Below are 13,605 nucleotides of genomic sequence, written 5' to 3'. Positions count from 1 at the left end.
CTTTCAAGGGGATGAGCGACGCCGCCGCGGACGCCCGCGGGCGCTGCGGTGGAACGGCGCCTGGTCGACTCGTGGTTCAGCGCCGAGTCAGGGCGGGGAGTACGACGGCGTCGACGTACTGCCGCAGGTAGTCGGGGTCCGGCTCCCTGAGGTCGATGAGCGACCTCGCCATCACACCGCCGATCAGGAGGTGCGGCAGATAGGCGCGGGCCGGACAGTCGGGGGCGACCTCGCCGCGCGCCGCGGCCCGGTCGACCATGCGGTGCAGTGCCTCGTGGTCCTGGCGCAGCGTCTCGCCGAAGGCCGCGGCGAGCTCGCGGTTCCTGGCCACGGCCGGCACCACCGCCCGCATCAGGTCGGTGTCCTTCTTGGCCTCTCCGATGCGCCGTGCCAGCTCGTGGAGGTCGCCGGCGAGGCTGCCGGTGTCGAGGCCCTCGAAGTCGAAGGGCCTGTTGTGGCGCAGGGACGCGGCGACGAGCTGCGGCTTGCCGCACCACTTGCGGTAGAGCGTGGCCTTGCTGCACCGCGTGGCGAGCGCCACGGCGTCCATCGTCAGCGCCTCGTACCCCACCTCGCGGAGGAGGGACAGCACGCCCTCGTGGATCTCGGCCTCGCGCTCGGCGGAGATCCGGCTCCGCCTGCGGCGCGGGCAGGGTGCGCCGCCACCGTCCGTACGGCCGGTACGGTCCTCGGACCGGTATGCCTCCGGCGCGGTCATGGCCACCGCCGCCCCCTCTCCCCGCACCCGCACGCGCGGCCGGCTCCCTCGTCGGACACGCTAGCGAAACTGTTGCGTACCGATAAGACCGTAGAGCCTGCCCGGGTGAAACGCAAGCGTTTCCCCCTCGCACAGGGTTGCGAGGTGACGGCGGCCATGGTACGTGCCGAGGCCCCGCCGACGGCGGCCCGAGAGGTTACGGGGCGGGCCCGGCGTTGCGCCGATCGGATGGCGCGGGGCGGCGCGCGGCTGTGCACTGGGAAGAGGGCCGCGAAGCGGGTTGGGATGGCGGCAGCGGCTCCCGCACGCGGGGCGGCGCGGTACCGGGCGCGTACGGCGGAAGCGAGGCAGGCACATGGCGGACGACCGGCAGGAGCCGCGGGGCTACGACGCCCAGGACCCGGACGCCCGTCCGGGCGAGGTGCCGTACATGTCGCTGCTCGACCTGCCGCTCAGCTCCGACCTGGACCGCATCGGCGAGCAGCTGCACGCCCTGGCGCGCGCCCAGGGGACGCTCCAGGAACTGCTCCAGGCCGTGGTGGACATCACCGGCGAGCTGGAGCTGCCCGTGGTGCTGCGCCGCATCGTCCGCACGGCGATGGACCTGGTCGGGGCGCGCTACGGGGCGATGGGCGTGCTCGACGAGGAGGGCAGCTTCCTCGCCGAGTTCATCCCCCTCGGGCTCACCGCGAAGGAGCTCACCGACCTGGACGGCACGGAGCTGCCGCGCGGGCGCGGACTGCTCGGCCACCTCATCCGCCACCCGGAGCCGCTGCGCGTCGAGGACATCGCACGCCACCCGGAGTCCGCGGGCTTCCCGCAGGGCCACCCGGCCATGCGGACCCTGCTCGGCGTCGCGATCAGCGTGCGCGGACGCGTCTACGGCAACCTCTACCTCTCGGAGCGCAAGGACGGGCAGCCCTTCGACCAGCACGACGAGGCGGTCGTCAGGGCGCTCGCCGGCACCGCGGGCGTGGCGATCGAGAACGCCCGTCTCTACGAGCGGGTGCGGGCGGGCGCCGAGCAGTTCCAGCGGCTGCTGCTGCCCCGGCTGCCCGACCTGAGCCCCTTCGCCGCCGGGGCCGCCTACCGGCCCGCGAGCCGCCCGGCGGCGGTGGGCGGCGACTGGTACGACGCGATGCTGCTGTCCGACGGGTCCTGCGTGGCCGTGATCGGCGACGTCGTCGGGCACGACCTGCGCGCGGCCGCCGACATGTCCGAGATCCGCAACATGCTGCGCGCCCTCTCCTTCGACCGCGAGGTCCCGCCGGGCACCTCGCTCGCGCGGCTCGACCGCATCCTGCACACCCTGGGCGAGGGGCCCGTCGCCACCGCGCTGCTCGCCCGCCTCGAACCGGCGGGCGACGCCTGGCGGCTGCACTGGTCGACCGCGGGGCATCCGCCGCCGCTGCTCCTGCTGCCGGACGGCACCGCTGAGTACCTGGACGGCGAGCCGGGGGTGCCCCTCGGCGTCTTCGGCGACCTGCCGCGCCCCGACCACGCCAGGCACGTGCCGGTGGGCAGCACGGTCGTGCTGTACACCGACGGCCTGGTGGAAGTGCCCGGCCAATCGCTCGACCGGGGGCTCGACGCGCTCGCGGTCGTCGCCTCCCAGTACGCGGGGCGGCCGCCTCAGGAGCTGTGCAGGGCGCTCTCTGGGCACCATCCGAGCGACGGCCACGACGACATGGCCGTGATCGCGCTGCGCACACCGGCACGTACGGGCGGCGCCTGAGGCGCAGGGCCTGAGGCGAGGGCCCTGTCCCGGCGCCGCCGCCTCAGCCGGCGGGCCGGTCGAGCCGCACCCGCAACGGCTCCTCCACCAGGGGGAGTCCGGCCGCCGCCGCGGTGCCGGGCAGCGGGTCGAGCGCGCCCTGCGCCACGGCGCGCTCCAGCAGGACGCCGGGGATGTTGTCCGCGGCGGCGACGAGGACGGCGGGGGAGACGGCGTCGGCGAGGGCGAGCGCGCCGGGCGCGCTGAGCGGGGCGACGGCGAGGCCCGCCGCGTCCAGCGGGATGAGGGAGTCGACGGTGTGCCACACGCCCGTGTCGATCCCGCCGAGGAGCACGGCGCGTGGCACATGGGTGAAGTCGGTCTCCACGTAGCGCACCGTGCCCGGCGGGAACTGGGCGTGGGTCAGGCGCCGGTGGTCGTCGGAGCGCGGGTCGATGCCCACCCGCAGCGTGCCGTCCCCGGCACACGGCCTGGCGCCGTCCCTCCTGCCGACGACGACGAGGCTGCCCGGCGCGTAGTAGCTGCCCTTGCCCAGGGCGAGCGCCCGGTGCCCCGGGCGGCCGTCGCCCGGCGCCGCTGCGGCCGGGTCTCCGGACTCCGGGGCGGGCAGCAGGTCAGCGGCGGCGCCCGCGGACATCAGCGTGATGTCGGCGCCGCCCTCGCCGAGCGCCCGCAGCCGGGGCTCGGCGCCGCGCAGGGTGCCGACCGTGGTCAGCGCCCCGATGCGGGCGAACGCCCGCGCCACGGCCACCGCGACGCGCAGCGGCTCGGGCGGCGCGCTCGGCGGCAGCAGCAGGTGCACCGGGGGCATCCGGGCCGCCGCCCACAGCAGGGCGGTGTCGGCCGCGGTGACGAACGTGCCCTGGTGCCCGCGCGCCGTCAGCGCGAGCGCGCCCTCGGAGCGCAGCCTGCGCAGCGCCTTCTGGACGGTGCCTGAGCCGACGCCGAGCACCGCCTGATAGTGGGTGGTGGTCGGGAGCCGGCCGCCGACCCCGAGCCGCAGCGCGTCCCGCGCGATGGCCTCCACCGGATCGCCGGTGCCTGCCTGGTCGGTCGTGGAGGTCGTCGCTGCCATCGGTCACGCGGTGCTTTCGGGGTCCGGATGCGTACAGGGGTCCTGCGGCCGGCCGTGAGCGCCCGTCAGGCGAGCGCCCGCTCGGCCTCGTCGGCGGACACCCCATCATGGACGATCGCCGAGAGGCCGGACAACACGTCCTCCGGGCGGTCGGCCCGGAAGACGCGCCGGCCGAACATCACGCCGCCCGCCCCGGCGCCGACCGCGTCGGCGGCGAGGCCGAACGTCCCGCGCCTGTCCTCGCCGCCCTTGCCGCCGGCCAGCAGGATCGGCACGTAGCAACTCTCCGCGACCTCGGCGAACGCCTCGGGCGAGCCCGGCCACAGCGCCTTCACCAGGTCCGCGCCGATGTCCGCCGAGATCCGGCAGTACATGCTCATCACGCGCGCGGACAGCGCGTCGGGGTCGTCGCCCTCCAGCGCGGAGCGCGGCTCGACGATCAGCCCGAGGCCGAGGCGCTCGCAGTCGCGCGCGATACGGGCGTTGCGCTCGATCTCGGCGCGTTCGAGGCGGGTGTCGCGCTGCCCGACGTAGAGGTACGTCATGACCGCGTCCACGCCCGCCGCGGCAACCGGCTCCAGGTCGGCGAGGGGCGCGAGCACGCCCTCGGCGCGCCCGTCGGAGCCCGGCGTGTAGACGCCCCGCGCGTGGTTCTTCCAGTCCAGATGGAGGACGAGACCCGGCCGGTCGCGTCCGGTGAACGTGTCCTCCACCAGCGGGACCATCCCGGGCGTGACCATGATGCCGTCGGCGCCGCGCAGCCTGCCGAAGACCGCGCGGATCTCGTCCCCGGTCCGCAGGCCTGCGGGCGGGCCGCCCGTCACGCCGTGCGAGGTCGCCACGACCACCGCGCGCCCGCTCTCCGGGCGCACCAGGCGTCCGAGCCGGATCTTCTTGCCGGTCCGTGCATCCACGATGAGAACTCCAATATGCAGCTTGCAGAGAATTGCATTTTGAGCCTAGGATCCCGGCAGGCGGCTGTCAATCGAGCCGCTCCGGCCGGTCCGTACCGCCACCGGCCACGAACCACGACCCCGGGAGCCCCCCATGGCCGACCTCGCCGCCGCCCTCTCCGAGCTGTCGGAGGCGCTCGGTCCCGACGCCGTGCGCACCGACGGTGAAGCCCTCGACCGCTCCAGCCACGACTCCTGGCCCCTTTCGGCCAAGCTCGACCGGCTCGGCAGCCACCGCCACCGCGCCGACGCCGTGGTCGGCGTCGGAGACGAGCGGGGGATCCGCGCGGTGCTGTCCGCCGCGGCACGCCACGACGTGCCCGTCACCGTCCGCGCCCTCGCCTCCTCCGTGACCGGCCAGCCGCTGCCCGTGCGCGGGGGCATCGTCCTCGACCTGTCCGCGCTGCCCGACGCGTACGAGGTCGACGCCGAGAACCTCACCGTCCGCGTCACCGCGGGCCACAACGGCGGCGCCCTGGAGGACGCGCTCAACGCCCGGGGCCTCACCCTCGGCCACTCGCCCCAGTCGCTGTACCGCTCCAGCGTCGGCGGCTGGCTCGCCACCCTCGCCACCGGCCAGTTCTCCTCGTACTACGGCGGCATAGAGGACCTCGTCACCGGCTACACCGTCACCCTCGCCACCGGCGAGACCCTCCGCCTCAAGGCGTCGCCGCGCGCCGCCATGGGGCCCGACCTGCGGCAGCTGTTCCTCGGCTCCGAGGGCACCCTCGGCGTCATCACCTCGGTGACCCTGAAGGTCTTCCCCCTGCCGCAGACCCGGCTGCTCCAGACCTACGAGCTGCCCGGCGTCGAGGAGGGCGTCGCCGTGCTGCGCGCCCAGGCGGCCGCCGGGCTGCGCCCCTTCCTGCTGCGGCTCTACGACCCCGCCGAGGCCCGGCACGCCCTCCAGGACGACACCCTCACCGCGCCCGTGCTGTTCACCGGAACCCAGGGCCCCGACGCCGTCGCCCGGGCGGAGGCCGACGTCCTCGACGCCCTTGTGCGCGAACACGGCGGGCGCGCCCTCGGCCCCGGCGGCGCCGAGAGGTGGATGGCGCGGCGCTTCGACTTCTCCTCGGTCGAGAACCTCCTCGCCCAGGACGGCGGTTACGCCGAGACCATCGAGGTCGCCCACACCTGGCGCGGCATCGTGCCCCTCTACCGCGCCCTCGCGGCCGAGCTCGCGCCGCTCGCCGACGAGGTGCTCGCCCACTTCTCCCACGTCTACACCCAGGGCACGTCGCTCTACCTCATCCTGCGCGGCACCGCCCCCACCGACGAGGAGGCCGTCGCCCGCCTCGAACGGATCTGGGAGACCGCGATGCACACGGCGCTCGCGCACGGCGCCGAGCTCTCCCACCACCACGGCGGCGGCCTCGCCCGCTCCCCGTACACCCGGCGCTCCCTGGGCACTTCGCACCTGCTGCTGCGCCGCCTCAAGCACGCCCTCGACCCGGACGGCGTGCTCAACCCGGGCAAGCTCGGTCTCTGAACCAGCCGCCCACCCACCCGACCCCGCGAGGAGAGGCCAGGAGACGATGTGGTTTCTCGGCATCGACATCGGCACCACCCATGTGAAGGCCGCCGGCGTCACCGACGACGGCACACTGCTCGAACCCGGGCGCGTGCGCACCCCGACCGGCACGGTCGACGGCCTTGCCTGCCACGACGCCGAGGAGGTCTGGCGGGCCGCCGCCGACCTGGTGGCGCGCTACGCCCGCACCACCGCCGCGCCGTACGGGCGGCTCGCGGGCGTCGCCGTCGCCTCGTTCGGCCAGGAGGAGTCCGTGCCCGTCGACCGGCACGGCAACCCCCTGCACCCCTCGCTCGCCTGGTGGGAGACCTGGCCGGAGCCCGCGCTCGACACCGCGACCGCCGATCTTGTCTCCTCCTTCGAGCACTACCGCGCCTCCGGCATCACGCACAGGCCCGACCAGACCCCCGAGCGGACGGCGCACCTCAGGCGCGCGCACCCCGAGGTGTGGCGCGACACCGCGCGCTGGGTCGACTTCTGCACCTTCGCGACCCACCGCATGACCGGCGAGTGGACCGCCGCCGCCTCCCAGATCACCCACAGCCAGTGCTTCGACGTGGCGACCCTCGCCCCCGACAGCCGGCTCATGGACCGCCTCGGCATGGACCCCGGCATGTTCGCGCCCGCCCTGCACGCGGGGGCCGACGCGGGCGCCATCAGGCCGGACGCGCTGCCCGGCGTGCCGCTCGCGCCGGGCGCGCGCGCCGTCGTCGGCGGCCACGACCAGGTCGTCGCCGCCCGCCAGGCGCACGCGGCCGACGGCGCCCGCGTCCTCGACTCCATCGGCACCTCCGAGTACCTGATGGTCCTCGCCGACACCTGCCGCCCGGACCGCGGCGCCTGGGAGCTCGGCGTCGACTGGGAACGGTCCTGGACCGCCGACGGCTTCGTGCTCGGCCACCCCGTGCCCACCGGCAAGGTCGTCCAGCTGCTCGCCGAACTCTGCTACGGGGGCGACTTCGACGCCCTGTTCGCCGGGCTCGCCGCCGCGCGCCCCGGCGCGCTGCCCGGCCTGTCCGTACGCCTCCACGACGCGTCGGCCGCCGGCGCGGGACTGCTCACCCTGGACGGCCTGCCCGCGGGCGCCCGCCCCGGCGACGTCGTACGGCGCTGCCTCGACCAGCTGTCGGACGCCGTACGGGAGGCGGCAGACCGGATGTGCGTACTCGCCGGGATCCGGGCCGAGTCCGTGGCCCTCATGGGATCGCTGTTCCGCCGCCCCGAGATGGCCGGGCACCGCGCCGGGCGCTGGGACGTCCCGCTGCGCGTGCTGCCGCTCGCCGAGCCCGTCGCCCACGGCGCGGCCCTCCTCGCCCGCGACGCCCTCACCGCCCCGCCCGCACCGCCGCGGCCCCCGGCCGCCCGCACGACGCAGGAGACACCGTGACCATCGCCATCGCCTCGGCCAACTCCGCCGTCGAGCGGCTGCTCGTGGTGGCCGCGCACCGCCCCGGCACCGTGCACCGCCTGGTGCGCAGCGAGACCCTCGCGGGCGGGAAGGGCGTCAACGTCGCCCGCGTGCTCGCCGCGCTCGGCCCGGACGCCGGGGCGCTCGGCGGCGGCGGGGAGCGCGCCGTGCCGCCCCCGCTGCTGTTCGGGCTGCGCGGCGGCGCGACCGGCCGCCTCTTCCACGACCTGCTGCGCGCCGAGGGCCTCCGCTGCGACCTCGCGGACACCGCGGACGCCACCCGGGTCAACGAGGTCCTTGTCGACCGCTCGGCCCCGGACGGCGCGACGGTGTACAACGCGGCGGGCCCCACCGTCACAGAAGCCGAACTCGCCTCGCTCGACGAGGTGTTCACCCGCACCCTGGCCGAGGCCGACGCCCTGGTGTGCACCGGGAGCATCCCGCCCGGCATGCCGGACGCGCAGTACGCGCGGTGGATCGAGCGGGCTCGCGCGCGCGGTGCCGCCACCGTGCTCGACGCGCACGGCCCCGCGCTCGCCGCCGGGGCTGCCGCGGCCCCCGACGTCGTCAAGGTCAACAGGGACGAGCTCGAAGCGGTGCCCGGCGGGCGCGGTGCCGCGGCGACCGTACGCGCCTGGCTGGAGGGCGGCGTCCGGTGCGTCGTCGTCACCGACGGCGGCGGCCCCTTCCGCGTCTCCACCCGGGACGCCGAGTTCGAGGTGGCGCCGCCGCGCGTGCCGGTGCGCAGCGCGGTCGGCTCTGGCGACGCCTTCTGCGCAGGACTCGTGCACAGCATGCTCGGCGCCCCCGGCGCAGGCTGGCCGCGGCACCTGCGCGCCGCTGCCGCCTGCGGAGCCTCCAACGCGGCGAGCGAGACGGCGGGCCTCTCCGCAGGACTCCCGCCGCGCGCACTGCTCGACCAGGCCGGGGTGCGCACCCGCGCACCCCGCACCCCACGGGCCGGCACCGCCAGGGGCTGACCCCGCGGGGCCCGGTCGAGCGGCCGGGCCCCGACAGAACGGCCCGCACAGGCGGGCACGGGCCGCGACACCGCCGTCGCCGCCCCGAACCACGGAGGTTCTGATGGTCACCACCACGTCCCGGCCGTCCACCGGCCACATGAGGAGCGTCCTCCTCATCACCTTCGTCACCGCCGTGGGCGGCTTCCTCTTCGGCTTCGACAACGGGGCCATCTCGGGGTCGGCCGGCTTCATCCAGGACCGGTTCCACCTCGGCCCCGGCGGCCTCGGCTGGGTGACGTCCAGCATCATCGTCGGCTGCATCGCCGGTGTGGTGCTCGCCGGGCGCCTCAGCGACGCGGTGGGCCGCAAGAAGGTCATGCTCGCCATCGCCGTCGTGTTCGTCGCCGGCGCGATAGGCGAGGCCCTCGCGCCCTCCTCCGGCTGGCTGGTGGCCGCGCGCATCCTCGTCGGCGTCGGCATCGGCACCGAGACCACCATCGCGCCGCTCTACATCGCGGAAGTGGCGCCCGCCCGGGTGCGCGGCCGGCTCGTCTCCTTCAACCAGCTGTTCAACACCGTGGGAAACCTGGTGGTGTTCACGGTCAGCGCGCTCATCTCCCGGATGAACAGCGAGGCGTGGAACATCAGCACCGGCTGGCGCTGGACCTTCGCCGTCGGCGTCGTGCCCGCCGTCGCGTTCTTCCTGCTCCTCTTCCTGGTGCCCGAGAGCCCGCGCTGGCTGGCCCGCGCGGGCCGCCGCGCCGAGGCGCTCGCCGTCCTGCACCGCATCAACGCCTCGCCCGCCGAGGCGGAGGCCGAACTCGCCGCCATCGAGGACGCGTCGGGCGCCCCGGGCGCGCGCCTGCGCGACCTTTTGACACCGCGCCTGCGCAAGACCCTGCTGATCGGCTTCGGCGTCGCGCTGTTCCAGCAGATCACCGGCATCAACGCGATCTTCTACTACGCCCCCGAGGTCTTCAGGTCCGCCGGCCTCGGCTCCGACGACGCCATGTCGAGCACCGTCCTGATCGGTGTCGTGCTCGTCCTCGCCACCCTGCTGTCCATGTGGCTGATCGACCGGGTGGGCCGCAGGTCGCTCCTGCTGGTCGGCGCCACCGCCATGACCGTCCTGCTCGCCGCGACCGGCACGGTCTTCCGCGCCGCCCACCCCGAAGGACCGCTGCTGCTTGTCCTCATCCTCGGCTACGTCGCCTTCTTCGCGGTGTCGTTCGGCACCGTGGCCTACGTGGTGATCTCCGAGATCTTCCCCACCCGGGTGCGGGGCGTGGCGGCGTCCGTCGCGACCTTCGCCCTCTGGGGCGGCAACTACCTGGTCTCGCAGTTCTTCCCCGTCCTCGTCTCCGGGATCGGCTCGTCCGCCACCTTCTACCTCTTCTCCGGGATCTCCCTGCTCGCCCTGGCCTTCACCGCGGTGCTCGTGCCCGAGACCAAGGGGCGCAGCCTGGAGGAGGTCGAGGAGCAGCTCTACGGGCACGGCGCGGGCCGACCGCCCGTGGCGCAGGGCCGCTAGCTGTATTGACCCGCGGCGTTGTGGACGCGGCTGCCGCCCGCCGGGCTGCGGGCCGTGCGCTGCGGGTCGACACTGGAGTGTGAACGGCCGCACGTGGCTCCTGCCTGCGCTCGCCGTGCGGGCAGGGCGTATTCCCAAGGAGCGTACGCATGACGTCCGACACTGTCTCCCGCACATCCCGGATCTCCGAGCAGGACGCCGCCGTCGGATTCACGGCGTCCAGGCAGCTCGCGGAGTCCCTGCAGGCGGTCCTGGTCGACCTGGTCGAACTCCACCTCCAGGGCAAGCAGGCCCACTGGAACCTGGTCGGTCACAACTTCCGCGACCTGCACAAACAGCTCGACCACATCGTGGACTACGCGCGCGACGCCGGTGACACCATCGCGGAGCGCATGCGCAGCCTGCACGCCGTGCCGGACGGCAGGTCCGACACCGTGGTCGCCTCCACGACACTGCCCGCCTTCCCCGAGGGCGAGCTGAGCGTGGCGGCGGTGGTCGACCTGGTCACGACGCGTCTGCACGCGGCCACGGCCACGCTGCGGCGTGTGCACGACGGCGTGGACGCGGAGGACCCCTCGTCGGCCGACCTCCTGCACGGCATCATCGACAAGCTGGAGCAGTACGCCTGGATGGTGAGCTCCGAGAACCGCGAGGTGTGAGGCGGCGGTCCGCGGCGTCGGCCCCCGGCGCCGCGGCACCGGTCAGCCGGTCCCGCCCCCGGCGGGACCGGCGAACCGCCGGAGGAAGGCGTCCCGGCCGAAGAACTCCGCGAGGCCGCGGGCGGACGGCGACCCGAGGCCGGGGTCGGCGCCCGCGTCCAGCAGGAGGCCGACGATCTCCGGCTCGTCCTTGAACACCGCGGCCCCCAGCGGGCTCTGGCCCCGGTCGTTGACGCGGTCGGGGTCGGCGCGGTGCCGCAGCAGCAGGGCGACCGTGTCGGCGTGGCCGTGGTAGGCGGCCAGCATGAGGAGGGTGTCGCCGCCGGTGTTGGTGAGGTTGGGCGGGGCGCCCGCGGCCAGGTACCTGGCGAGCAGCGCGTCGTCGCCGGCGCGGGCGAGGCCGAAGAGCGTGCCGGCCAGGGCGACGACGCCGTCCTCGTAGGCGGGTGCGGTGGCGCGGGCCGCGGCCGGCGCGGACGGGTGCGGTGCGGTCGGGGACTGCTCGGGCATCTTCACGGCTCCTGGCGGCAGAGGCGGGGGGCGGGGGAGTGGCGCGGCCACCTTCCCGGCTTAAGTTGACTCTGTCAATTGTAGCGCCGGGGTGGCGGCCACCCGTGACGGGCGGGCGGCGCGGAATGCCGTCCCGTCTAGAATTGACTCAGTCAAAACAAGGTGTAGTGTGGCAGTCGTCCGGTCGCCGGGCGGTACGCCGACTGCCCAGGTCCGAGGCGGTGTACGAGCACACCCGCACGGACCGCGATCCGGCACCCCGATGGAACGGAGACACGCTGTGATCACCACTTACTCCGGTACCGCGCTCGCCGGCCGGCGCCGCGAGGGCGACGCCCACGCCGCCGCCGCCGACCCGCGCGCCGCCGCTGCGCTGCAGGCCGTCCTCGTCGACCTGCTGGAGCTGCAGACCCAGGCCAAGCAGGCCCACTGGAACGTCGTGGGCGCCGCCTTCCACGGCCTCCACCTCCAGCTGGACGAGATCGCCGCCACCGCACGCGCCCAGGCCGACACCTTCGCCGAGCGGCTGCGCGCGCTGGGCGCCTCGCCCGACGGGACGAGCGACACCGTCGCGGCCACCACCACGCTGCCCGCGCTGCCCACGGGCGTGCTCGCCGACACCGCGGCCGCCCGCGGGATCACCGGACGGCTGCACACCGCGGCCGACACGCTCCGCTCCGCGCTGGCCGACCTGGAAGGCCGGGACGCCGCGAGCGCCGACCTCGTCACCACGGCCGTCGAGGCGCTGGAGAAGCACGCCTGGATGCTGCGCGCCAACACGCCCGTGACCGGCAGGCCCTGAACCGTACGAACCGAGGAGCACCCCCACCCATGGCAGCCAACGCGCCGCACGGCGACACCCGCGCCGTCCTGACGAACCGGCAGGGGCATCCGGTACACGACAACCAGAACCAGCGCACGGTCGGCTCCCGCGGCCCGGCGACGCTGGAGAACTACCAGTACCTGGAGAAGATCTCCCACTTCGACCGTGAGCGGGTGCCCGAGCGGGTCGTGCACGCGCGCGGCGCGACGGCCTTCGGCTACTTCGAGGCGTACGGGACGGTCGGCGGCGAGCCGATCGCCCGGTACACACGGGCGAAGCTGTTCCAGACCGCGGGCAGGCGCACCGATGTCGCCGTGCGGTTCTCGACGGTGGCGGGCGGCCGCGACTCCTCCGAGGTGGCCCGCGACCCGCGCGGCTTCGCCGTCAAGTTCTACACGGAGGACGGCAACTGGGACCTGGTCGGCAACAACCTCGGGGTGTTCTTCATCCGGGACGCCATCAAGTTCCCCGACGTGATCCACTCCCAGAAGCCCGACCCCGTGACCTTCGAACGGCAGATCCCCAACAGGGTGTTCGACTTCGCCGCCGCGTCCCCCGAGTCCCTGCACATGTACACACTGGTCTTCGGACCCCGGGGCATCCCCGCCTCCTACCGCCACCAGCAGGGCTTCGGTGTGAACACCTACAAGTGGGTGAACGCGGAGGGCGCGACGAAGCTCGTCAAGTACCACTGGGTGCCCAAGGCCGGTGTGAAGTCGCTGACGGCCGAGCAGGCCGCCCGCGTCCAGGCGCACGAACTGGGCAGCCACACCAAGGACCTGTACGACGCGATCGCCCGGGGCGACCACCCCGAGTGGGAGCTGCGGGTCCAGTTGATGGACGACCACGACCACCCCGAGCTCGACTGGGACCCGCTGGACGACACCAAGGTGTGGCCGGAGAACGACTACCCGCCGCTGCCGGTGGGGCGCATGGTGCTCGACCGGGCCCCGGAGGACTTCTTCGCGCAGAGCGAGCAGATCGCGTTCGGCACCGGTGTGCTCGTCGACGGCCTGGACTTCTCCGACGACAAGATGCTGGTGGGCAGGACCTTCGCCTACAGCGACGCGCAGCGCCACCGGGTCGGCCCGAACTACCTCCAACTCCCGGTCAACGCACCGGCGCACGCCGCGGTGCACACCAACCAGCGCGACGGCGCCATGGCCTACGCGGTGGACCGGGGCGGCAGCGACCTGTCGATCACCTACGAGCCCTCGGTGCGCGGCGGGCTGCGCGAGGCGCCCTCCCCGCACGAGGACGTGCAGGGGCCCGAGATCGCCGGCAGGCTGACCCGGGCGAGGATCGAGCGCACGGACGACTACCGCCAGGCGGGCGAGCGCTTCCTGCTCTGCGAGGAGTGGGAGCGCGACGACCTCGTGCGCAATCTGGCCGACGCGCTCGCCCAGTGCGACCAGGTGGTGCGGGAGCGGATGGTGTGGCACTTGTTCATGGCCGAGGACGAGTACGGCCGCAGGGTCGGCGAGCGGCTCGGCATGACCGCGGACGACGTGCGCCACCTCGGCCCGCTGCCCGGCAGGCCCCTGAGCGAGGAGGAGTCGCGGCGCGCCGCGCACCTCGGCCGCAACGGCAGCCGCGACGTGGCGGGCCTGGTCATGACCCACTGCGTGCCCGACGAGAACGCGGTGGTCGCCGGGGCCTGAGGAGGCCGCCCGGGTGCGCGTGTCCGCCCTCCGGGC

Annotated in this window: 12 protein-coding genes; 8 read left to right on the top strand and 4 right to left on the bottom strand. The window is 74.6% G+C overall.

Annotated features, from left to right (window positions below; all coding sequences use genetic code 11):
* Positions 1–76: 76 nt before the first annotated feature.
* Positions 77–718, bottom strand: a complete 642-nt coding sequence (locus AB0910_RS02725) for a TetR/AcrR family transcriptional regulator (RefSeq protein WP_366742652.1) — start codon at positions 716–718, stop codon at positions 77–79.
* Between the two features lie 430 nt (positions 719–1,148).
* Between AB0910_RS02725 and AB0910_RS02720 the strand changes: the two genes are divergently transcribed.
* Positions 1,149–2,453: a GAF domain-containing SpoIIE family protein phosphatase gene (locus AB0910_RS02720; protein WP_366742747.1), complete on the top strand. Its 1,305-nt coding sequence runs from the start codon at positions 1,149–1,151 to the stop codon at positions 2,451–2,453.
* A 43-nt stretch (positions 2,454–2,496) separates the two neighbouring features.
* Here the strand turns inward: AB0910_RS02720 and AB0910_RS02715 are convergent, their stop codons facing one another.
* Together AB0910_RS02715 and AB0910_RS02710 are read right to left on the bottom strand one after the other, a co-directional pair.
* Positions 2,497–3,528 carry a YhfZ family protein gene (locus AB0910_RS02715; protein WP_366742651.1) on the bottom strand — a complete coding sequence of 344 codons (1,032 nt, stop codon included), beginning with the start codon at positions 3,526–3,528 and terminating at the stop codon, positions 2,497–2,499.
* Positions 3,529–3,593: 65 nt separating this feature from the next.
* Entirely contained in the window at positions 3,594–4,442 is an 849-nt protein-coding gene (locus AB0910_RS02710; RefSeq protein ID WP_366742650.1) for a hypothetical protein, read from the bottom strand.
* Between the two features lie 133 nt (positions 4,443–4,575).
* Between AB0910_RS02710 and AB0910_RS02705 the strand changes: the two genes are divergently transcribed.
* From AB0910_RS02705 to AB0910_RS02685, 5 genes are all read left to right on the top strand, one after another.
* Positions 4,576–5,973, top strand: a complete 1,398-nt coding sequence (locus tag AB0910_RS02705; protein WP_366742649.1) for an FAD-binding oxidoreductase — start codon at positions 4,576–4,578, stop codon at positions 5,971–5,973.
* A 46-nt stretch (positions 5,974–6,019) separates the two neighbouring features.
* A complete protein-coding gene (locus tag AB0910_RS02700; protein ID WP_366742648.1) occupies positions 6,020–7,402 on the top strand; it encodes an FGGY family carbohydrate kinase in 1,383 nt (460 codons plus the stop codon).
* Positions 7,399–8,403 (top strand): PfkB family carbohydrate kinase, encoded by a 1,005-nt coding sequence (locus tag AB0910_RS02695; RefSeq protein ID WP_366742647.1) that lies wholly within the window; start codon positions 7,399–7,401, stop codon positions 8,401–8,403. The genes AB0910_RS02700 and AB0910_RS02695 overlap by 4 nt, the downstream gene beginning before the upstream one ends.
* 103 nt (positions 8,404–8,506) lie before the next feature.
* On the top strand, positions 8,507–9,916 hold the full coding sequence (locus AB0910_RS02690; protein WP_366742646.1) for a sugar porter family MFS transporter: 1,410 nt from the start codon (positions 8,507–8,509) through the stop codon (positions 9,914–9,916).
* A gap of 149 nt (positions 9,917–10,065) precedes the next feature.
* Entirely contained in the window at positions 10,066–10,575 is a 510-nt protein-coding gene (locus AB0910_RS02685) for a DNA starvation/stationary phase protection protein (protein ID WP_366742645.1), read from the top strand.
* Positions 10,576–10,617: 42 nt separating this feature from the next.
* On the opposite strand, the gene AB0910_RS02680 is transcribed toward AB0910_RS02685, so the two are convergent.
* Positions 10,618–11,085, bottom strand: coding sequence for an ankyrin repeat domain-containing protein (locus AB0910_RS02680; protein WP_366742644.1), 468 nt, complete (start codon positions 11,083–11,085; stop codon positions 10,618–10,620).
* Between the two features lie 280 nt (positions 11,086–11,365).
* On the opposite strand from AB0910_RS02680, the gene AB0910_RS02675 reads away from it, so the two are divergent.
* Positions 11,366–11,887, top strand: coding sequence for a DNA starvation/stationary phase protection protein (locus AB0910_RS02675; protein WP_366742643.1), 522 nt, complete (start codon positions 11,366–11,368; stop codon positions 11,885–11,887).
* 29 nt (positions 11,888–11,916) lie between these two features.
* Entirely contained in the window at positions 11,917–13,569 is a 1,653-nt protein-coding gene (locus AB0910_RS02670) for a catalase (RefSeq protein WP_366742642.1), read from the top strand.
* Positions 13,570–13,605 lie beyond the last annotated feature (36 nt).

This window comes from Streptomyces sp. NPDC047002, assembly GCF_040704505.1.
Classification (GTDB): Bacteria; Actinomycetota; Actinomycetes; order Streptomycetales; family Streptomycetaceae; genus Streptomyces.
Note: the sequence above shows the minus strand (reverse complement) of the source record. Positions and strands in the feature narration are given on the sequence as shown.

Coding starts and splice junctions, on each gene's coding strand:
- AB0910_RS02725 (WP_366742652.1), bottom strand. CDS start 718: ATGACCGCGCCGGAGGCATACCGGTCCGAGGACCGTACCGGCCGTACG.
- AB0910_RS02720 (WP_366742747.1), top strand. CDS start 1,149: ATGTCGCTGCTCGACCTGCCGCTCAGCTCCGACCTGGACCGCATCGGC.
- AB0910_RS02685 (WP_366742645.1), top strand. CDS start 10,066: ATGACGTCCGACACTGTCTCCCGCACATCCCGGATCTCCGAGCAGGAC.
- AB0910_RS02715 (WP_366742651.1), bottom strand. CDS start 3,528: ATGGCAGCGACGACCTCCACGACCGACCAGGCAGGCACCGGCGATCCG.
- AB0910_RS02680 (WP_366742644.1), bottom strand. CDS start 11,085: ATGCCCGAGCAGTCCCCGACCGCACCGCACCCGTCCGCGCCGGCCGCG.
- AB0910_RS02690 (WP_366742646.1), top strand. CDS start 8,507: ATGGTCACCACCACGTCCCGGCCGTCCACCGGCCACATGAGGAGCGTC.
- AB0910_RS02700 (WP_366742648.1), top strand. CDS start 6,020: ATGTGGTTTCTCGGCATCGACATCGGCACCACCCATGTGAAGGCCGCC.
- AB0910_RS02705 (WP_366742649.1), top strand. CDS start 4,576: ATGGCCGACCTCGCCGCCGCCCTCTCCGAGCTGTCGGAGGCGCTCGGT.
- AB0910_RS02670 (WP_366742642.1), top strand. CDS start 11,917: ATGGCAGCCAACGCGCCGCACGGCGACACCCGCGCCGTCCTGACGAAC.